The sequence below is a fragment of the Peribacillus sp. QJM3NY_7 genome (genome assembly GCF_056173225.1).
In genome coordinates this window covers 4,664,502-4,683,269 of the sequence record NZ_CM149663.1, presented here as the reverse complement: position 1 = coordinate 4,683,269, position 18,768 = coordinate 4,664,502, and the positions used below count along the sequence as shown (strand labels likewise).

General features: G+C 35.5%; 19 protein-coding genes and 1 pseudogene. 15 read left to right on the top strand and 5 right to left on the bottom strand.

All coding sequences use genetic code 11. The annotated features are described in order from the left end of the window. Nucleotides 1–2: 2 nt before the first annotated feature. Together AC0VX1_RS22545 and AC0VX1_RS22540 are read left to right on the top strand one after the other, a co-directional pair. Nucleotides 3–1,088: a GerAB/ArcD/ProY family transporter gene (locus AC0VX1_RS22545; RefSeq protein ID WP_475469125.1), complete on the top strand. Its 1,086-nt coding sequence runs from the start codon at nucleotides 3–5 to the stop codon at nucleotides 1,086–1,088. Further along, nucleotides 1,085–2,173 carry a Ger(x)C family spore germination protein gene (locus AC0VX1_RS22540; RefSeq protein ID WP_475469123.1) on the top strand — a complete coding sequence of 363 codons (1,089 nt, stop codon included), beginning with the start codon at nucleotides 1,085–1,087 and terminating at the stop codon, nucleotides 2,171–2,173. Before AC0VX1_RS22545 ends, AC0VX1_RS22540 begins: the two co-directional genes overlap by 4 nt. Nucleotides 2,174–2,329: 156 nt before the next feature. Here AC0VX1_RS22540 and AC0VX1_RS22535 read toward each other — a convergent pair whose 3' ends face one another. Continuing rightward, nucleotides 2,330–2,512: a hypothetical protein gene (locus AC0VX1_RS22535; RefSeq protein ID WP_475471900.1), complete on the bottom strand. Its 183-nt coding sequence runs from the start codon at nucleotides 2,510–2,512 to the stop codon at nucleotides 2,330–2,332. Between the two features lie 401 nt (nucleotides 2,513–2,913). Beyond that, entirely contained in the window at nucleotides 2,914–3,315 is a 402-nt protein-coding gene (locus AC0VX1_RS22530) for a hypothetical protein (protein WP_475469121.1), read from the bottom strand. Between the two features lie 200 nt (nucleotides 3,316–3,515). Between AC0VX1_RS22530 and AC0VX1_RS22525 the strand changes: the two genes are divergently transcribed. After that, nucleotides 3,516–4,307, top strand: a complete 792-nt coding sequence (locus AC0VX1_RS22525; protein WP_475469119.1) for a phosphotransferase — start codon at nucleotides 3,516–3,518, stop codon at nucleotides 4,305–4,307. Nucleotides 4,308–4,499: 192 nt separating this feature from the next. On the opposite strand, the gene AC0VX1_RS22520 is transcribed toward AC0VX1_RS22525, so the two are convergent. Then, nucleotides 4,500–4,988, bottom strand: a complete 489-nt coding sequence (locus AC0VX1_RS22520; RefSeq protein ID WP_475469117.1) for a hypothetical protein — start codon at nucleotides 4,986–4,988, stop codon at nucleotides 4,500–4,502. A 28-nt stretch (nucleotides 4,989–5,016) separates the two neighbouring features. Continuing rightward, complete coding sequence (locus tag AC0VX1_RS22515; protein WP_252296611.1) at nucleotides 5,017–5,430, bottom strand: thiol-disulfide oxidoreductase DCC family protein; 414 nt, start codon at nucleotides 5,428–5,430, stop codon at nucleotides 5,017–5,019. Between the two features lie 493 nt (nucleotides 5,431–5,923). Between AC0VX1_RS22515 and AC0VX1_RS22510 the strand changes: the two genes are divergently transcribed. Then, nucleotides 5,924–6,457: a DinB family protein gene (locus AC0VX1_RS22510; RefSeq protein ID WP_034304791.1), complete on the top strand. Its 534-nt coding sequence runs from the start codon at nucleotides 5,924–5,926 to the stop codon at nucleotides 6,455–6,457. 450 nt (nucleotides 6,458–6,907) lie between these two features. Here AC0VX1_RS22510 and AC0VX1_RS22505 read toward each other — a convergent pair whose 3' ends face one another. Beyond that, complete coding sequence (locus tag AC0VX1_RS22505) at nucleotides 6,908–8,140, bottom strand: IS110 family RNA-guided transposase (RefSeq protein ID WP_475469115.1); 1,233 nt, start codon at nucleotides 8,138–8,140, stop codon at nucleotides 6,908–6,910. Nucleotides 8,141–8,520: 380 nt separating this feature from the next. Between AC0VX1_RS22505 and AC0VX1_RS22500 the strand changes: the two genes are divergently transcribed. The 11 genes and pseudogenes from AC0VX1_RS22500 to AC0VX1_RS22450 all read left to right on the top strand — a co-directional run bounded on the left by AC0VX1_RS22500 (nucleotide 8,521) and on the right by AC0VX1_RS22450 (nucleotide 18,674). Then, nucleotides 8,521–9,039: a hypothetical protein gene (locus AC0VX1_RS22500; protein ID WP_475469113.1), complete on the top strand. Its 519-nt coding sequence runs from the start codon at nucleotides 8,521–8,523 to the stop codon at nucleotides 9,037–9,039. Between the two features lie 616 nt (nucleotides 9,040–9,655). Next, nucleotides 9,656–10,669 (top strand): SIS domain-containing protein, encoded by a 1,014-nt coding sequence (locus AC0VX1_RS22495; RefSeq protein WP_413023847.1) that lies wholly within the window; start codon nucleotides 9,656–9,658, stop codon nucleotides 10,667–10,669. Nucleotides 10,670–10,972: 303 nt separating this feature from the next. Beyond that, nucleotides 10,973–11,809, top strand: coding sequence for a YitT family protein (locus tag AC0VX1_RS22490; protein WP_413023845.1), 837 nt, complete (start codon nucleotides 10,973–10,975; stop codon nucleotides 11,807–11,809). A gap of 161 nt (nucleotides 11,810–11,970) precedes the next feature. Next, nucleotides 11,971–12,768, top strand: a complete 798-nt coding sequence (locus AC0VX1_RS22485; RefSeq protein WP_475469111.1) for a substrate-binding periplasmic protein — start codon at nucleotides 11,971–11,973, stop codon at nucleotides 12,766–12,768. Nucleotides 12,769–12,789: 21 nt separating this feature from the next. After that, a complete protein-coding gene (locus tag AC0VX1_RS22480) occupies nucleotides 12,790–13,464 on the top strand; it encodes an amino acid ABC transporter permease (RefSeq protein WP_413023841.1) in 675 nt (224 codons plus the stop codon). Next, a complete protein-coding gene (locus AC0VX1_RS22475; protein WP_475469108.1) occupies nucleotides 13,442–14,209 on the top strand; it encodes an amino acid ABC transporter ATP-binding protein in 768 nt (255 codons plus the stop codon). Before AC0VX1_RS22480 ends, AC0VX1_RS22475 begins: the two co-directional genes overlap by 23 nt. 152 nt (nucleotides 14,210–14,361) lie before the next feature. Further along, a complete protein-coding gene (locus AC0VX1_RS22470) occupies nucleotides 14,362–15,204 on the top strand; it encodes a PfkB family carbohydrate kinase (RefSeq protein ID WP_475469106.1) in 843 nt (280 codons plus the stop codon). Between the two features lie 354 nt (nucleotides 15,205–15,558). Continuing rightward, entirely contained in the window at nucleotides 15,559–16,290 is a 732-nt protein-coding gene (locus AC0VX1_RS22465; protein ID WP_475469105.1) for a GntR family transcriptional regulator, read from the top strand. 541 nt (nucleotides 16,291–16,831) lie between these two features. Further along, entirely contained in the window at nucleotides 16,832–16,972 is a 141-nt protein-coding gene (locus AC0VX1_RS22460; protein WP_475469103.1) for a hypothetical protein, read from the top strand. A gap of 10 nt (nucleotides 16,973–16,982) precedes the next feature. After that, a pseudogene (locus tag AC0VX1_RS22455) lies at nucleotides 16,983–17,192 on the top strand (IS110 family transposase); the annotation flags it as partial. A 1,215-nt stretch (nucleotides 17,193–18,407) separates the two neighbouring features. After that, complete coding sequence (locus AC0VX1_RS22450) at nucleotides 18,408–18,674, top strand: hypothetical protein (protein ID WP_475469101.1); 267 nt, start codon at nucleotides 18,408–18,410, stop codon at nucleotides 18,672–18,674. The last annotated feature ends 94 nt before the right edge of the window (nucleotides 18,675–18,768 follow it).

Here is an 18,768-nt window from a genome sequence, read left to right as displayed (position 1 = left end):
ACATGAACGATAAAAGTGATCAAATCTCACCATTTCTAGTCTATTTTTTAATCGTTAAAATTCAGATAGGTGTAGGGGTCCTGGGATTTCAAAGGATAATTATTCAATCTGCTGGCCATGATGCTTGGATGGCGGTCATTATAAGCGGTGTAGTCTTTTCATTGGGTATTTGGGGCATGTACAAGCTATTAAATCGCCACGATATGGACTTAATAGGCATACAGAAACGACTTTTTGGAAAGTGGCTTGGCGGTTTACTAAATATCATCTGGATACTGTATTGGCTGATGGTGGGTATTTCTGTTTTAAGATCCTATCTTGAAATCGTTCAATCATGGGTATTCCCCCAAATTAACACATGGATGGTGACCTCCATATTTGCTTTATTAATTTATTATGTGGTTTTAGGTGGGTTTAGAGTGGTCGCCGGTATTTGCTTTTTAGGGATCAGTATCCCTTCTTATTTAATTCTAACTTTTTATTTCCCGCTGGAATTCACACATTTTCGCAACCTATTGCCCATTTGGGATCATTCTCTTAAAGACATGGCCCTTGCATCTAAGCAAATGTCATATAGCTATTTAGGCGTTTCCACTTTAATGATGTATTATCCATTAGTTAAGCATCGTAAAAGTACACAAAAGTGGGCGCAACTAGGAAATCTTACTTCTGTTTTCCTTTATTTATGCGTAACGATCCTGACAATAGGGTATTACAGTGAAGGCCAAATCAGTAGATATATTTGGGCAACATTGTCCTTTTGGGGAATTGTACAAATGCCTTTTGTTGAACGGTTTGAGTACATAGGAATCGCTACATGGATCTTAGTTTTAGTACCTAGTGTATGTCTCTATATGTGGGCTTCTGCAAGAGGGATTTCACAATACTTTAAAATGAAGCAGAAAACAATTTATGCTTTACTATTGATTTTATTGGTTGTGATGACAAATCTGATTAAAGGCAGGGGAATGATTAATCAATTTGTGGATTACATTTCAAATTTAGGTTTGGTTTTGGAAATTCCTTATGTCTTATTTCTGGTTTGTTTATCTACTGTCATGTCAAATAAAAAGGAAGATAAGAAATGAGAGTTTTATTCGCGAAATTGGCCCTGATACTTCTTTTAATTAGTGTTCTCTCAGGCTGCATGGGGGTGGATAGCAAAGTTCTCGATGAAATAAATTTGGCAACAGCCATCGGATATGATTATGTCGATAAGACTCATTTCGAAGCTATCGCTGTAACACCTCTTTATTATCCTGATAAAACCATTAAAAATATTACCTATAGTTCGAAATCATCACTTAGTAAAGACGTGCGAGATGAGATGAATCAGCAATCTGAAAGACCTATCTTTAGTGGGAAATTAGAGGTGGTCTTATACGAAAAAAGGCATGCGAAACAAGGGGTATTCTATCTAATCGATACATTAATCAGAGACCCTTCAATTGGAACTACTTTAAAACTCGGCATTGTCGAAGGAAGTTCAAAGGATGTGTTAAGCCCCCAGTTTGGCAACATAGATAAAGGAATTTATTTATCTAATACAATTGAGCAAAATATAAAAACGGGTATGCTGCCTAGAACTAACCTCCATCTTTTTTTGTATGCTCATTACTCTGAAGGAATGGACCCATTCTTACCTATCGTAAAAGCATTGGATGGGAAAGTTTATATTAAAGGAAATGCCATGTTTAATAGTAAAGGGGAATACGTGTATCAGACTACGAGCCGTGAAAATGTTATTTTCAAAATGCTATATGAAAATACAACAAGCAAGGAAGGGTTCTCTACAAAAATTGAAGGGAGAGAATTTGCTTCCGTCAACAATATAAAAACTAAAAGGTCTTATAAGATTTCAAAGCCGATGACAGATACTCCTATAACGATCGATCTTGAGATAAAGGCACTATTGCGAGAATATACCGGTGATGAAGTAACTCCTAAAATGATTAAAATTATAGAAGATAAAATGTCCAAAGATGTGAAGGAACGCTCGGAAAAATTAGTGAGGAATTTTCAAAAACTACATGTTGATCCCCTGGGGATTGGCGAACAAGTACGCACGAGGACTAGAAGCTGGGATAAGAAAAAATGGGATGAAATTTATACTTCTATCCCGATAAATGTGAATGCTAAAGTTGAAATTTTAGAATCGGGCGTTGTGGAATAGGAGTAAACGGAGTTGCGGTTTATTAGGGAAAATAAAGCGACAGGAGTTCTTCTTAATAGGGAGTTGATTTTTAAAAAATCAGCATCATTTACAGGATGCTTTTTTTTTGTGCTGAAAATTATTTTATAAATTTCCATCTGCAGTCTATGTATCTAATTATTCTAAAAATCCCTTGAAACACCCCTGGATTTTGCTGAAAAAGTAAGAATCAATTTGAGTATTGAGAGTGAAGTCAATGGCAGCCTCCATTTTACGAACCAAATGGTTCGGTGGCACCAGTTGGTCTAAAGTAATCACTTCAAGTTGATCTCGCTGAATAGAATCATGTTTAGAAAGCATCCTCATCACCTCAAGTTTTAAGACTTCTATTTTAAAACAAAAATGACTCCAGGCAAAAATGTTCTATCAAAAAGGTAAGACAAAGTTGATTGGAGCGGGTGTACGAGACTCCTGCTTAGAAAAGCGCGTCTAGGGGAGACCCCGCAGGCGAAAGCCGAGGACCGACCGCACGCGGAAAGCGAGTGCCCTACGTTCCAATCAACGTCCAAATTGTACAAGCCATAAAAATAGACAAACACGATTTTCATCGGGTTTGTCTACAGTCTGAGACAATTAATAAATTAATTGCCTTTTTATACCCTGCTTGGAATAGAGAAGAATATGAAGGAGTCATTCAGAACTCCCTGACCCCCATCTCTCTTAGGGGAGTTTTTAATTTTTTCCCAATCCTCTATAAAGCCTTAAGCATTAAACATCGGTTGCGTTGTAGCGGGACAAATCGTTTTAACGGAACAAATAGATGAAAGGCTAATAGTGAAATTACCCATTGCTCTGTCAGTAACTATCACTTGCCCGGTAACAGCATCAAAACTGCGTAACTCTACAAATATAGGTGTAAATGGTTCAGCGGTTGTAGTGAATCCAATGATTGAACCTATGATGGAAGTCCTTAAAAACTCACTTATTTGTTGTCGGGTCTGACATGCTTGTCCGATTGGCGAAAATCTTTTTTGTTTATGCCCTTTGTCCTTTGCTTTATCACAGCAGGATGACTTATCACAGCAGGATGATTTATCATGGCTGGATGAATCATGACCGCAGAATGGATTGTGACGGCATAAAAAATCATTACTTAAATTCATAAAATATCACTCCTTTTCTACTATATATATGAGATAAAACAAAACATGCTTGTACAAATTTACTAAAATCCCTGCCTTTATCGTATTCGCCCATGAATATTTCTACGTAATATTTCGTGAATCGTAACTGTCTATAAGGCAGTTACAAACAGGAATTATTGTACGTGTTATAGAAAGTCATATTAGGGAGGGATCCATGGATGTCAAACCTTAATAATGAAGAAATGCTAACAGGAGGGAATGTTTCTGAAGTTTATCGTTCAGGAGATACTGTGCGACGGGAATTAAAGCCTGATAGTCCCAAGATTCATAAGCTATTAAAGCATTTGGAGAATAAAGGTTTCAGTTATGCACCAAAGTTTTTAGGTATTGATGAAAAAAGAAGAGAAATATTATCATTTATAGAAGGAGAAGCTGGTAATTATCCTTTAAAGGAATACATGTGGTCAGATGATGTCTTAAGGGAAATAGCGAAAATGCTCCGTCTTTATCATGATTCTGTCAGTGACTTTTCATTTGATGACAGCTGGCAACCGATAGATAACACCCCCCAACAACCTGAGGTGCTATGCCATAATGATTTTGCGATGTACAACATTATTTTTAACCGTAAAAAACCAATGGGTATTATTGATTTTGATGTTGCTGGACCCGGTCCAAGACTTTGGGACATAGCATACACACTTTATACTTGCGTTCCCTTAAGCAGATTTCATCTTTCTGAAGCAGGTGAGAAAGTTTATTACCATTCATTACAGCATGGTACCCGTATAAAACAAAGAATCAGATTGTTCCTTGAATCTTACGGTGAAGGAATAGAAGCAGACTATTTGGAAATGGTATTGCTGCGGTTAGAAGGGTTATGTAAAACAATTACAAGAAAAGCCAGTGAAGGGGACATTGCTTTTCAAAAGATGATAGAGGAAGGGCATCTTGAACATTATCAAAGCGATATTAACTTCATTCGGGAACATGGAAAGGATTGGATGTAAGGGTGGGCTTTTGGTTTCAAACCTACAGCATAGGCGAATAAAACCCCTTGGCCGCCAAGGGGTTTTATTTTGATGGTTTTTTAAAGAGTGATTATGCCAACAATATTATGGATCAAGAATCTTTTTTTACAACAAAATAATAAAAACAAGATATGGAAAAGATTAAAATTAAAAGAAGAAAATTTACTATAGTCAATTTATATTCACCTGTTTCTTAATTTTTTTAGGTTGTATCGGTTCTTTACCGATAACTGGATTTGCTAAAAAGATCATACTAAGCTTTTTATATTCAAATAATAGAAGGGAAATACTCATAAGTGTCAGTACAGAACTAATGCCGAGCGCTGGTATGCCAAAACAGTAATTAAGGATAGTGATATTTACTGTGATAGGCAGGTAAATAAGATTCCCTAATGTTGCTGTTCTTGGAATTAATAATAACAAGGCTGCTGTTAACTCTCCGAATGCTATAAATAAATTATAAGTATGGGAGTAACCAAAGAAATGCCAAGCTAATTGCATAGCAGAGTCCTTGGTGGAATCAAATATAAAATCCCCAGTGGAAAATTGTCCTGGATATATCTTGGCCGTCCCATAGATGAAAAAGGTTAAAGCTAAATACCATCTAAACGCAGTAATCGTACTCATTTTAAGTTTCTTAAGGGAACTTTTCTTATTCATTATTTATCTATCCTACTTTCCATTTTAGTTATTCAATAAATCTGTTTTTTATATCTTGTGTCGGTATCATACAAGCACTTTTTTTACCAAACCAGGTATAACGGTTTTTTGCAATGAAACGGTAACCTTTATCCCGAATCAATTTAGGTATCATCCATAATGGAATGAGGCATTTTATAGGTCCTTTAAGTTTATTTAAAATGTGTAAGATAGCCGTAGATTCAGTGAATATTTGATCCTTATCAATTAAGATAATAGAATCCAACTCTTTATTAGTTAGATTGTGGCTTGCCATAATTGAGCGTGCTAACTCTGATTGAAGAGACAAAAATTTAAATATGCCATTTGGATCCCTTTTTATCACAAATTGGATCCAATGATTACACAAGTTACAAATACCATCAAACATAATTATGGGATGATTGTCTTTTTGGGCTCTCATAACATTTCCTCTCTTTAAGTATTTGTAAATATTATCTATAAAAATTATAATGTGGAAGTTAATAAAGTTCACCTAACAAAATTGTGAGATATGCTAACAATTTTGTCAGGTGAACTTCATATGTTTTAAGCTCTTTTCGTAAAGATTGTTGTTTTTAAAACGAAACTATTTAAGGTTGATTGGAGCGGAAGTGCGAGACTCCTGCGGAGCAGCGGGACAGGTGAGACCCTACAGGCGTTTACGCCGAGGAGGCTCACCGCCCGCCCGCGGAAAGCGAGCATCTGAAGAGGAAATCAACCACACCGCACTACCTGGTAAATAGCAACAAAGTATGTGAAAACAGCCATGTTTTAAGAAGAGTACCTAAATAAAGTCTAATCAACATGATAAATCGAAATCACTACTTTCTTGAATAGGAGAGAAGGGATTATTTGTAAGTGAGTCGAAGTTAATAAAAAGAGAAAGAAAAATTATAAAGAAAGTGGGAGATCTATTGGATACAAAAGAGGTATTGAAGCGATTCGAACAGGTGGCTGCATACTATATTGAAGAGTTAAGTAAATATTCGCTGGATGAGTTTACGAGGAAGCCTTCTGAGGATGAATGGTCATTAGGACAAATGTACAATCATTTAATAAAGAGTACCCTTAGTCTCCATTTGAAAGCCATTGAGCAATGTGTTAATGGCACTACTTCCGATGGCGGTGAAAAAACAGAAATAGGCGAATCGATTTTCAAAGAAGGGACGTTTCCTCCAATCAGGTTAAAAGGTCCGGATACACCGGATTTCACACCGCCAAATCCTACAGGAAAAGAAGAAGTAAAGGAAGGACTGCTTCAAATCGTTGAGAAAATGCAAGAGATCGAGAGAAAGCTCTCTGACATTCCGGCCAGCCAGAAAGTGCAGCACCGGAGAATGGGATATTTAAATGCAAAGGAATATTTTCAGCTAATCGAAATGCACTTCCGTCACCACTTCCGGCAAAAAGAACGTATCGATCAGTTTCTTTTAAAAGTAAGTAAGTAATCTATATTGTTGAAGCATTTATTTGACCGTCAAGATATCAGCAGGAGCCCAGTGAGGGAGTTCCAAAGAGCTGAGAGGGTGCCATTCAAGTTAAACCAAGCAGTTTACAACGAAGGTTGATTATGAAACTGTTGAATGACGAATAGAATTATTCCGTTAAAAGTAACGAAAAAAGCCAATTTCTCAATTTTAATGCTGAGAAATTGGCTTTTTAATATCGGAATTTTCCTTAACGTTATAAATACCTCTTATAGAACTCCCTAGTTTAATAGATAATGCTCGGAAAATCGCTTATTCGCAGGATTCCAAACCACATGGTATAGGCGGAATTTGCTTTGGCTGCTCTTTTTTTGTATGAAAACACAATAGTAAAAAAGCCATGCTAAAATAAACCCTCCATATTCTCATTTTTTTGATGGGGGTAAATGTACTATTTCGTTATTTAACTGGTTATGCAGTTTGTTGTTCAGATGGAGCGATTGTATAGCCTTTCTTTTTTAGGTATTCGATCATTTTTAATTCTTTGTTATTTTGTTTTTCTTCAAGGTAATTTGAACCTAGTTCATGATAGGGTTCTCCTGTTTTTAAGATGTTGTAAGTAATCGTTAATAGTAAATGGGCAGATGCGATTCGTCCCTTCATTTTCCCCTGTCGTTTAGTAATCCTTTTTCGATGTGAAGCAATTCGATTATTTTGCCTTGATGTTGCTAATACACACTCTACGGCCATCGTTTTTAATGCTTTATTTCCTTGTGTGGTTTTACTCGTTTTTTTTTTACCAGCACTTTCGTAATTTCCGGGACTCACACCAGCCCAAGATGCAAGATGTTTAGCCGACTTAAATACGGACATATCAACGCCCATCTCCGCAATAAAAGTAGCTGCGGCAGCTTTGTTCACACCAGGTATACCATCCAATAATTCTACTTCCTTACGATAGGGGGACAGGAGTTGATCGATTTGTTTTTCCAATTCTTCTATGGCTTTTTCTAAATAACTCATATGATCCCAATGGTAACGCAACATATCACGGTGATGACGGCGAATACGACCATTAATTGCATTTGCAATGTCAGTAATACTTGCTTTTGTTCGCCAATCCACCATTTTTCGGAGACCATCGGTCTCTATTTTTTCGCCGTTTAGAATCGCTTCAAGGATACGGCGTCCCGATACACCAAAAATGTCTGATAATACGGATGTTAGCTTGATATTAGCATCTTGAAGAATTTTGTGAATGCGATTCTGCTCTGAAGTGCGATGATGAATCAATTTTTTTCGATAACGAGTAAGATCTCGTAAATCACGAATATTTTCTGGTGGAACAAAATTGCTTTCAATAAGTCCGCATCTTAAAAGCTTGGCAAGCCATTCGGCATCTTTCACATCAGTTTTACGCCCTGGAACATTTTTGACATGTCTGGCATTGGCAAGAACAAGGTGAAAAGAATCTTCGAGTATATTCCATATTGGTTTCCAGTAGACTCCAGTACTTTCCATCACAACATCGGATACCTGAAGGGTAGCGAGCCAATCACTTAAAGCCAAGAGTCCCGTTGTTGTAGTTGAAAAAGTTTCAATAGAGGTTTTTGGCTTTTTATCTAATGGACCAAATAACACACAGGCTACTACTGTTTCTTGGTGTACATCTAAGCCAGCACACCGTTCAATCATTGCTTCCATAGGAGAATCACCTCAAAAAAAGATTAACAATACATATGACAGGAGAGTTGTTACAAAAATTTTTGTATACGTACTAGTAGCACACTAAATGGTTCTTCAAACCTGTCACAACCAGTTTCTTATACAGGGTATCTTCCTTAAGATCCACCAAAAAAAGTTCAGCCTGGTTGTATTGTTATCATCCATTATCGTCAAGGGGTTAATGGGTTAGACTCTATTTTTGAGTTTGGATTTTCGTAGTAGATGGTGGCGGCGAGGTTGGCCGCCATAGAAGTTTCTTATGGAGCTAAAGGTGAATTTTAATAAGTAAAAGTTATTCTTTATAATGAATTAGAAATAAAAATATTGATATTTGATTCAATAGAAGGAAGGTTTTTGTATTGGATATTGAAAAATATAATTTGGTTAATCAAAATAATTGTAAAAAACCTAATTATAAAATAGATGATAAAGAAATATATTTTGATATTTATGTTAGCCCTGATAAAGAAGTGTGTATCATAGGCAGTTTAGACAACAATTATATTTGTTGGACTTCGATTACCATTCTTGATGAAAGTGATTTGATTGTTACGATTATCGATTACATATTGAAACGTAAACCTGTTATGGTTTCGAGTATCTCTTGCGCATTAGGATTTCGTTACGAGGAAGTAATGAAATGGCATAAATTTCGCATTTCCAAAAAACTGTATAGTGATGGTGAGTATCGTTACTACTCACAAGCCAGTCCTGCCTATTTAGGAGATAACGAAATGTATCTTGCTAAATATATGTCAGGGGAAATAAACAGATTTTATTATTTGGAGTTATCGAAGTGTAAATATCGCTTTATGGATAGCTATTATTTTAAAATATTAGAAGGTTATAAAAAACTAGTGGTCCCCACATCCAAATAAGCCCTTCTCTAAATTGAGAGGGGCATTTTTTTGTTGAAGCTCTGTTAAAGGTGTTGTTGAATTTCTTATTAAACTAAAGGGGAGTGGTCTTAAAATGCTTGGAGGACCACAAGTAGATTCAATGCTTCCATCTATAAGAATAAATAAGAAAATGAAACCTAATGACTGTTGTGTAAGGGAGCATTGTTTTAACATTCAATATAATTATCTTGGACCTTGACTAAAAATTCAGGGCTTTCTTTTATGGATAGCCTAAAAACGCTTTCAAAAGTGATAATCTATGTTTGGGTATTTTAACATTAATCTCGTTAAGAATATAAAAATTTAGCTACCTATATCTTAATTTGTCTACAGGCTTTTATCATTTATAGAAAGTTCTGTGATAAATTAAGACAAGGGACACATGATTCCTTTTTTACATTGCAGATAATTGATAAACCATCACCCCAAATCGCTTTAAATATTCAGAATTTTATAATTTTTATATTGAAACTCAGAAATTTGCATGCTATAATTTGAAATAGAAATGGTATATACCATTATATTTTTTCTGCTAAATGGTATATACCATTAATAATTTACTTAATCCATTACAAATTATTAGGGAGAGTGCTAAATGCTAAAATTTAATCACCAGAACTATTTAAAAGTAACAAATGGAGCAGTTTTATTAAGAGAAGGAATAGAGAAGAAGATGGATGAAGTTTCAAAAAAAGAATTTAAAAATTTATTCCTTATTGGATCCGGTGGTTCTATTGCGATTATGTATCCATTTGAATATATATGGAATTCTACTTCAACTATTCCAGCTTATGCCGAAATTGCTTCTGAGTTTATGTTACAAAGCCATAAACAATTTAATGAAAACTCAGTTGTTATTCTCTCTTCTCTATCAGGCACGACAGAAGAAACTGTTAAAGCAGCCCAATATTGTAAGGAAAGAGGAGCCACTACCATTGGTTTAGTAGGAGAAATGGGAACGCCATTGGCCAACATCGTAGACTATCCAATAGCTAACTATGCGGAAAATGATTATGCTGCAGATTCAATAAACCTTCAAATGTATATGGTTATCTTTAGACTAATGCATAATAATGGCGAATTCGCGAAGTACGAACAATTTGTATCAGAGTTAGAAAAAATGCCTGAAAATTTAATTTCAGTAAAAGAACAGGCGGAAGAAAAAGCTAAAGATTTCGCAAATAAATATAAAGATGAAGATTACCATATGTTAATTGGTTCAGGAACAGCTTGGGGACGAACCTATGCATATAGTATGTGCGTATTGGAAGAGATGCAATGGATTCGTACAAAATCCGTCCATGCAGCAGAGTTCTTCCACGGAACGATTGAGTTGGTTGAAAGAGACACCAGTATCATTTTGTTAAAAGGGGAAGATGCAACGAGACCTTTAGCAGATAGAGTCGAGCGATTTGCTGAGAAATATACAGATAAGCTTACGATTTTTGATACTAAAGATTATGTGCTTGAAGGAATTAGTCCGGAATTCCGCCAATATTTCCCTCCGCTAGTTTTAGGAAGTTTACTACAACGAGTGAGCGTTCATCTAGAAGATAAACGGAATCATTCATTAGATAAGAGAAGGTATTATCGTACTGTAGCTTATTAAGAAGTAGTTAAACTTGAGGAGGATACAGGAAGTAAGCATTCTCCTCAAGTAAGGCTTCTAAGCCACAGGTTGTAGTAATTAAAACGTAAGTTAATTACTACATACGTCAATACTTTTCTGGAAATTTGAGATTTTAAGCGTATGAATAGATATGTCTGATGAAAGAAAGTTTTTGGAAAAGTATTGATGGTAAAATAATTTTCCTTTTAACCTCCATTCATTAGACCTGGATCATAATTAAGTTAGAGATAATGAGAAGTTAGCAGAAGGTTCTCCGTGAGAGAGTTGAAAGGATGTTTTAATGTGGCTCGTAAGTATCAAATTACTTATGAACTATCAGGAATTACATTAGGTTGTTTCCTATTTGCTTTTGGAACCAATTGCTTGCTAACTCCTTCCAGTTTATTAGCAGGAGGACTAGGCGGAGTTTGTGCAATTTTTTATCATCTATTTGAATGGCCAATGGGAATACAATATTTTGTTTATAATATCCCATTACTGTTTTTAGGCTATATTCATGTGGGTAAAAAATTTATAATTTATACTGTATTTTCGGTCATAGTATCCTCTCTTTTTTTAGAATGGATTCCAGTCCGCTTAATATGGACTAAAGATATATTATTGTGTTGTATTTACGGAGCGATTATTTCGGGGAGTGGAGCAGCCATTATTCTTCGTCTGGGAGGGTCAGTGGGAGGGCTAGATATACTTTCCCGTGTTATAGCGAAATACACGAATTTTTCTATAGGGAAATCTGGATTAATTTTTAGCGCTTCCATTGTAACGATCTCCGCTCTAATTTTTGATATTCAGTTAGCTATGTATACAATCCTATCGTTTTTCGTGGGGACTAAAACATATGATGCCATTCTAAATATCGCAGAGAAAAATGTGATAATTATTGTTACAAACGAGGGGGAAGAACTAGCTTCATTGTTGACAGCAAAGTTAAACAGAGAAGTGAATTCATGGAAGGACATATGTGTATACAGCGAAAAGAAAAAAACGGTATTGCTATGTTTGATTATTGAATTAGAGTGGATGGAAGTAACACATGCAGTAAAGAGTATTGATCCAGGAGCCGTTATTTTATCATTACCAACCAAGAAAACGTTTGGGAAGTTTAATCTGAAGTGGTAGGCTAGATAAATTTTCATTTGGTATATACCATTTTGTTTTTTCTGTGGTATGATAGGCCTACCTTTATAATTTCTTGAATTTTCAATATTATCTAATAATAATGATTTCAGGTCATATGAAGTCAAAATGTAGGAAAATCTTTAATATAGGGGGAGCTTTTAATGAAAAGAATTCTAATAGCATGTGTGACTCTCATTTTACTCATGGGGGTAGTGGGATGTGGCAAGAACACATCAACTAGTGGGGAAGCTTCAACAAAGGATAAGGAAATTAAAGTAATAACTACAGCTGGTGGATATCCATTTAATGCAACAAATCCAAAAACTAATGAAATTGAAGGGTTTATTATTGAAATCGTTAAAGAAGTAGCTAAGAGATCAGATGAGAAAATTCAAATATCAACCGGAGAATGGAATGCGCTTATTCCTTCCTTGAAGTCAGGTAAGGCAGATATGATTGCCGATGCTATGTATATTACTGACGTAAGAAAAAAACAAATTAACTTTACGGACCCTGTTTTTGGTTTTGGTGAAGGTCTTATTGTACCGGAAGGTGACACAAAAACTAAATCGCTTAAAGACTTAAAAGGAAAAGTAATTGGTGTTCAAATGGGCACCTCATTCAAAGACATGCTACAAAAGGAAAATAAATCATTAAACATTGAAGTGAAGACTTACCAAACGTTATCTGACCTGCTAAAAGATATTCAAACTAATCGTATAGATGCAGCGTTGGCAGATGCCCCTACCTTTAGTTATTTTAAAGCTAAGAATCCTGATATGAAGTATCGAATTGTTGATGGATATGTTCCTTCTCTCACTGGGGAAGTTGGGATAGGAGTATCAAAAGATCACCCTGAACTATTAAAAAAATTCAATAAAGCCATTCAAGAAATGAAAGAAGATGGCACCCTTAAAGATATTTACAAAAAATGGGGCGTAGAGTGGGACTTTAATTAATGAAGAGGGCGGGGACTGTAAATGAATGATTTTTTCTCAAATGCTATAGAATTTGCACCCAGATTTCTAGAAGGTACCGTTATTACTATTGAATTAACCGTAATATCCTTGATTCTCTCTCTTATTATTGGTTTAGCAGTTGCTCTTGGTAAAATAACACCTAATAAATTTATAAATAAAGTATGTGGTATTTATATCAGCATAGTAAGAGGAACGCCCCTCTTAGTACAAATGATGTATGTTTACTTTGTTTTCCCGGATTTGGGGCTTTCATTAAGTGCTTTCCAAGCGGCTATTGTGGCACTTTCTATTAATGAAAGCGCCTACTTAGCTGAAACGTTTCGGGCAGGTATTAAATCAATCCCTAAGGGGCAAATGGAAGCAGCAAAGGCAATTGGAATGAATTACTCTCTTTCGATGCGTAGGATTGTCCTCCCTCAAGCAATTCGAAATGTGATTCCTGCCATCGGAAATTCAGCTATTGTATTGATTAAAAACTCTTCATTAGCAGCGGTCATTACTGTGACAGAGTTAATGCATGAAGGAAATTTGTTAGCGTCATCAACTTATCAAAACATACAGATATTCACGATGATTGCGATCATTTATTGGGTTTTACATTATCCACTTGCCATTCTTGTAGATTATCTAGAAAAGCGAGGTAATAAAAATAATGTTACAATTAGCCAATCTTAAAAAATCCTTTAATGAAAAGCAGGTTATCAAAGGGATTGACCTATCAGTAAGAAAAGGTGAAGTAGTGGTTATCGTTGGACCAAGTGGTAGTGGAAAAAGTACGCTTTTAAGAATGATGAACGCTCTCGAGTATCCTACTGAAGGAGATATTAAGCTAGAAGGGGAGTCCATTCTCTATAAAGACATAAATGGAAAGCCTATTTCACGAAATGAAAAGGAGCTAAGTAAATCTCGAGCTGAAATTGGAATGGTATTTCAAGGTTTTCATTTATTCGCACACAAAACTGTACTTGAGAACATTATTGAAGGGCCTATTCATGTAAGAAAAATCAAAAAAGAGAAAGCCATTCAGGAAGCTGAATATCTATTAAAGAAAGTCGGCTTGCTAGATAAACGCGACCAGTTTCCACATTCTCTTTCCGGTGGGCAGCAACAACGAATTGCCATTGCAAGAGCGTTAGCTATGAAGCCTAAAATGTTGCTTTTTGATGAACCAACTTCCGCTCTAGATCCTGAATTAGTGGGTGAAGTTCTTATAGTAATGAAGGAATTAGCATTGGAGGGCATGACAATGGCAGTAGTCACACATGAAATGGGCTTTGCTCGTGAAGTTGGTGACCGTGTCATATTTATTGATCAGGGAGTAATTGTTCAAGATGCTCCACCAGAAAGGTTCTTTCACTCTACGAATGGAAATGAACGCATCAGAAAATTTTTGAGTACTATATCAAGAAATGCCGTTTGATACTGAAAATAAACTTGAAGATAAAAAGGGTCTTTTAGATTGATTATAGAGTTAGGAAAAGTAAGATAACTTTAAATTAAATAATAGATTCTTCACTTTAATTGGAATTAATTTACTTATTAGATGAAATGTATATGTTGAGGTGAAGGGAAATGAAGATAGTAGGGGTAGGGGACAATGTAGTTGATTATTATCAAGACCGTGGTGAAATTTATCCAGGCGGAAACGCTCTAAATATAGCTGTTTTATGTAAAAGGTATGGTGTGGAACAAAGCTCATATATTGGAGTTATCGGAAACGATATAGCGGCTGAGCATATTGTAAATAGCTTGAAAGCTGAAGGTGTTGATATCTCTAGGATTAGAAAAGCATATGGACCAAATGGGGAATCGGTTATCTCTCTTAACGAAAATAACGACCGCACGTTTGTCGGATCAAATAATGGAGGGGTACAAGGCCTAATAAAATTAAATTTTGATGAAAACGATCTTAACTATATTTCAACTCATGATCTTATGCATACAAGCTTGTATAGCCATATAGAACAAGATTTATATAAGCTATCGAAAAAAATATCCATTTCTTTTGATTTTTCTTCACGACATGAAGAAACATATCTTAAAGAGGTTTGCCCGTATCTTGATTATGGTTTCTTTTCAGGAAGTGAATTAAACGACTCACAGTGTATTGAATTAATGCATTACGCAAAAAATTTAGGAACTAAAATCATTGGAGTTACAAGAGGAGAAAAAGGTGCTTTATTTTTAGTGGATGACCAAGTTTATAAGCAACCTATTGTGGAAGCTAAAGTGATAGACACCCTGGGAGCAGGTGATTCCTTCATTTCCATGTTTTTGGTACATTATCATCAACATCATAATGTCACTGAAGCATTGAACAAGGCAGCAATAGCAGCCGCAAAAAACTGTGAAAGCTATGGTGCATTTGGATATGGATTAAGTAAAAAAACGAACCTTTCCAAAGACTTGGTATGATTCTTTAAAGTGCATTTAACTATAAGGGGCGGGAACTTTTATATTTGAGTCCGCCTCTTATTGTATTTTATACGTACAATCATTAGATAGTTTACACAAATCTAACGTCCCAAACAGAGTTCTATTATTCATTTTGAAGGGTTATTCATTGAAATTATTGAATCCTTATTATAAAAGTTAATAAATTTATGTATAACAAGAAAATAGGATTTTATAACATATTAAAAGGTACACATTAAGTTGTTATGAGCTCTTAAAATGTACTTCATTATGGCATTATGTATAGGTAGTAAATCACTACTTATGTAAATGTGTGCGTGTATAAATCGAAATAAATTAAGGATGATGTAGAATATGGAAAAAGAAATTGATGGAATTCCTTATTATCAAAAACTAAAAACAATGTTTATAGAGGAAATTAAAACTGGGAACCTTAAGTATGGTGACAAGATCCCTTCAGAGCGAGTGTTAGCTGAAAAGTTCAAAATAAGTAGAATGACAGCCCGACACGCGCTTTCTACCTTGGAAAGAGAAGGGTTTGTTGAACGAAGAGTGGGGGTAGGTACGTTCATTTCGAATCGTAAAATTCAATGGAACTTTATTACTGTAAATAGTTTTACAAAAGGGATGGAAGATAAAGGTTTAAAGCCCTCTACCGAGACAATATTTGCAAAACTAGAGACAGCAGATGAATTTCTGGCCAATAAATTAAATATCTCTACGGGGGAAGAGATTTTTTCTCTAAAAAGATTAAGAATTGTTGATAATATCCCTGTTGCTATAGAATTAAGTCAAATCCCATACAAATTTTGCTCACAAATAGAAGAGTATATATCCACCAAGGTATCCTTGTACAAGGTATTGGATGAATTTTATGGATTAAAATTAGCAAAGCAAAAACAGTATATGCGAATATCTTTGTCGGATCCGATTGAAAGTAAATTACTCAAAATAGGAAATGAGAACCCTTGTCTATCAATTAAAGGCATCACTTATGATTCTTTCGAAAGACCTATCGAATATTATCAAATATTAGCAAGAGGAGATCTTGTTGAATTTTACTCAGAACCTACTAATCCCCTGTGAAAATAAGTTCTAAATGCTTTTATATATTTATAAATTTTCTATGCACTTATTCCGTAATTAACCAAAACCACCACAACTTCCATATATAAGTTGTGGTGGTTTTGATAAGGAAAGGAAAAAAGGAAAATCTGTTCGTGACCGCAATATCTAGGTATAATTAGACATTTTCTCCGTGTTTTAATGGAGCAATCATCATGGCAGGCTTTTCAACTTCAGTTATCAATTTATTTGTACATTACCTAAAGACGATGCAACATGTTGATAAGAAAGAGGGGAGAGTGAAAAATAACTCATCCATGCGTAAAATATCTATTTTAGCATGGATAGTGGACTATAAAACTTATTACCATTATTTTAATAAATGAAGAAATTCGTCATTCAAAATTAATCATCTTCAATTCCTTAATCAACTATCGGGGCAGGTTAGTCATAATGAACGAAAACGGCACCCATCGCTTAACGTAGATTGCACTTGGTCATAATGTTACTACCAAAAATAAAAAACCAAGTGTAGAGCTACACACGAAAAGGAGCCTATATTATGAAGGATGTTCAAAAATTTGTTGGTTTAGACGTATCTAAAGATTCAATTGCTGTTGCGGTTGCTGATTCTGGTCGTGGTGAACCTAGATTTCATGGAACTATTCAAAATAAACCAGAGGATATTCGCAGGGAAACCTGAAAGCCTATTAGTATGTTATGAAGCAGGATCTTCTGGGTATGGAATTTATCGATTTCTTCTATCTATGGACATTGATTGTATGGTTGTCGCACCCTCCCTTATTCCAAAGCGAACGGGCGATCGTGTGAAAACAGATAAAAGAGATTCTATTAGATTAGCTCAGCTACTTCGCGCTGGAGAGCTTACTTCTGTATGGGTTCCAGATGAAAATCATGAAGCATAGTAGAACTCTGTTGGTCTTATCGCCATCGACCATCTCCTAAAGGTGAATTGCTTAAACGTCAAGAAGGTCAAGATCCAGAGGCAAAAACGTATAGCTTGGAAAGCTCAACACCGTCTTCATATGAAATATCATCGCATCTCTGCTAAAGGAAAAGGTGGAAAAGTAGCTGTTGTTTCAGTAGCCAGAGAATTACTTGGTTTTATTTGGGCTATCGGTTGTGCCATTGAGGATAAGCAAGTAAGTGTATCGAATGTTGCTTAAGCAGATCGAAAGTAAGATTATGTAATAAATGATTTTATCGAATCATAATTTTGTGATTTAGAATTGAAGATTTGGCTCGAAGGCAAACCCCCGGGAAGGAGAACCCTCATGTGCAACTATGCACTAGGTCTAGGTACTGAACGTGCGCCGTTAGTCCGAGGCAGCTCCGTGACGGATGGAGTGAAATGTGGTAACCAACCCACGCATATCAGTTTGTATACCACCGTCAACGTTTTTGCCTTCGTGCCAAGTTTTTAAGGTTATCCTTGTTCAACTTTTAGAATTGTATCCATTTCGATTTAGCTTATCAAGGGAAAGTGCGCCCTTGACAAGCTAAATCCGAAAGGATATTTGGTTTATAAGTTGAACAAGGAATAACTCTATTCATAGCTGAATGAAACACCATTTAAAAACATTCGGTTGTGGTGGGTTGACAGTTTCGTTCATATCAGTTGCATAAGGCATACGTTAGAGTACTGCAAAGCTACGCTTAAAAAAATTGTGTCATTTACCTATGTGGAACATAACTTAATGTAAGTAACCCTCCTTATAAGGAGTAATTGTATGTCTCGTGTTACTGGCGATTGTGGGGGATTTGATGAAGGTTCTGCCTAGTAATCGCTTATGCGGGTGTTTATGGTTATAGCGCTGGATTTGCCACAGCCTACGGAAATAGTGCATTCTAAAAAAACGAACTCATGTTGTAGATGTTTTTTAAAGGAGTAGTTAGAGTGTCGCCTTTTGAGACACCAAGAGGGTCTTGGTGCAGTGATCTGTCAACTCTTTATCATCCCTTCGGTTCGGTACCGTTGACAGAGGCCATATTTAGCTCATTCTTAAATAAGAAGAGAACGGATAAAGTTTGATTGCAAGAAAGTGTATTACCAAAAACCCTTGAACATAAGTTTTAATTTGAACTTTTCTAACATTGTTGAATGAGGGAGCAATTGTATGAATAACACCTATTCAAAGTCAGAACAAAATGAACAATCGCCAATAAGTCCTAGTCTCAGACTTGGGCTAACAGCTGCTATTCTTACCACTATTGCAGACGGTATGGCAGCCTTAGCAATTTTAACTGCTATGGATGAAGCAATCATTGATTCAGAAAAAGAAAAACAAGATCAAAAAGAATTAGATGAGAAGCTTGAAAATATGCAACAGCAAATCGATAAATTAACAAATGTATTAACAAAAAGAGGGGTGAGAATAAAGTAAATTATCATTGTGTATATTCTTCTTCAAATGTAAAAATTACGACAGTTCAACACCGCCAAAATTCCCCTTAAAGAAGTAGGTTCAACTAAAGGGA

Bases quoted from the DNA above. Each gene is read 5' to 3' on its own strand.
- AC0VX1_RS22465 (WP_475469105.1), top strand. From the start codon at position 15,559: ATGGAAAAAGAAATTGATGGAATTCCTTATTATCAAAAACTAAAAACA.
- AC0VX1_RS22475 (WP_475469108.1), top strand. From the start codon at position 13,442: ATGTTACAATTAGCCAATCTTAAAAAATCCTTTAATGAAAAGCAGGTT.
- AC0VX1_RS22460 (WP_475469103.1), top strand. From the start codon at position 16,832: ATGAAGGATGTTCAAAAATTTGTTGGTTTAGACGTATCTAAAGATTCA.
- AC0VX1_RS22450 (WP_475469101.1), top strand. From the start codon at position 18,408: ATGAATAACACCTATTCAAAGTCAGAACAAAATGAACAATCGCCAATA.
- AC0VX1_RS22525 (WP_475469119.1), top strand. From the start codon at position 3,516: ATGTCAAACCTTAATAATGAAGAAATGCTAACAGGAGGGAATGTTTCT.
- AC0VX1_RS22470 (WP_475469106.1), top strand. From the start codon at position 14,362: ATGAAGATAGTAGGGGTAGGGGACAATGTAGTTGATTATTATCAAGAC.
- AC0VX1_RS22540 (WP_475469123.1), top strand. From the start codon at position 1,085: ATGAGAGTTTTATTCGCGAAATTGGCCCTGATACTTCTTTTAATTAGT.
- AC0VX1_RS22530 (WP_475469121.1), bottom strand. From the start codon at position 3,315: ATGAATTTAAGTAATGATTTTTTATGCCGTCACAATCCATTCTGCGGT.
- AC0VX1_RS22520 (WP_475469117.1), bottom strand. From the start codon at position 4,988: ATGAATAAGAAAAGTTCCCTTAAGAAACTTAAAATGAGTACGATTACT.
- AC0VX1_RS22505 (WP_475469115.1), bottom strand. From the start codon at position 8,140: ATGGAAGCAATGATTGAACGGTGTGCTGGCTTAGATGTACACCAAGAA.
- AC0VX1_RS22485 (WP_475469111.1), top strand. From the start codon at position 11,971: ATGAAAAGAATTCTAATAGCATGTGTGACTCTCATTTTACTCATGGGG.
- AC0VX1_RS22545 (WP_475469125.1), top strand. From the start codon at position 3: ATGAACGATAAAAGTGATCAAATCTCACCATTTCTAGTCTATTTTTTA.
- AC0VX1_RS22480 (WP_413023841.1), top strand. From the start codon at position 12,790: ATGAATGATTTTTTCTCAAATGCTATAGAATTTGCACCCAGATTTCTA.
- AC0VX1_RS22495 (WP_413023847.1), top strand. From the start codon at position 9,656: ATGCTAAAATTTAATCACCAGAACTATTTAAAAGTAACAAATGGAGCA.
- AC0VX1_RS22515 (WP_252296611.1), bottom strand. From the start codon at position 5,430: ATGAGAGCCCAAAAAGACAATCATCCCATAATTATGTTTGATGGTATT.
- AC0VX1_RS22535 (WP_475471900.1), bottom strand. From the start codon at position 2,512: ATGCTTTCTAAACATGATTCTATTCAGCGAGATCAACTTGAAGTGATT.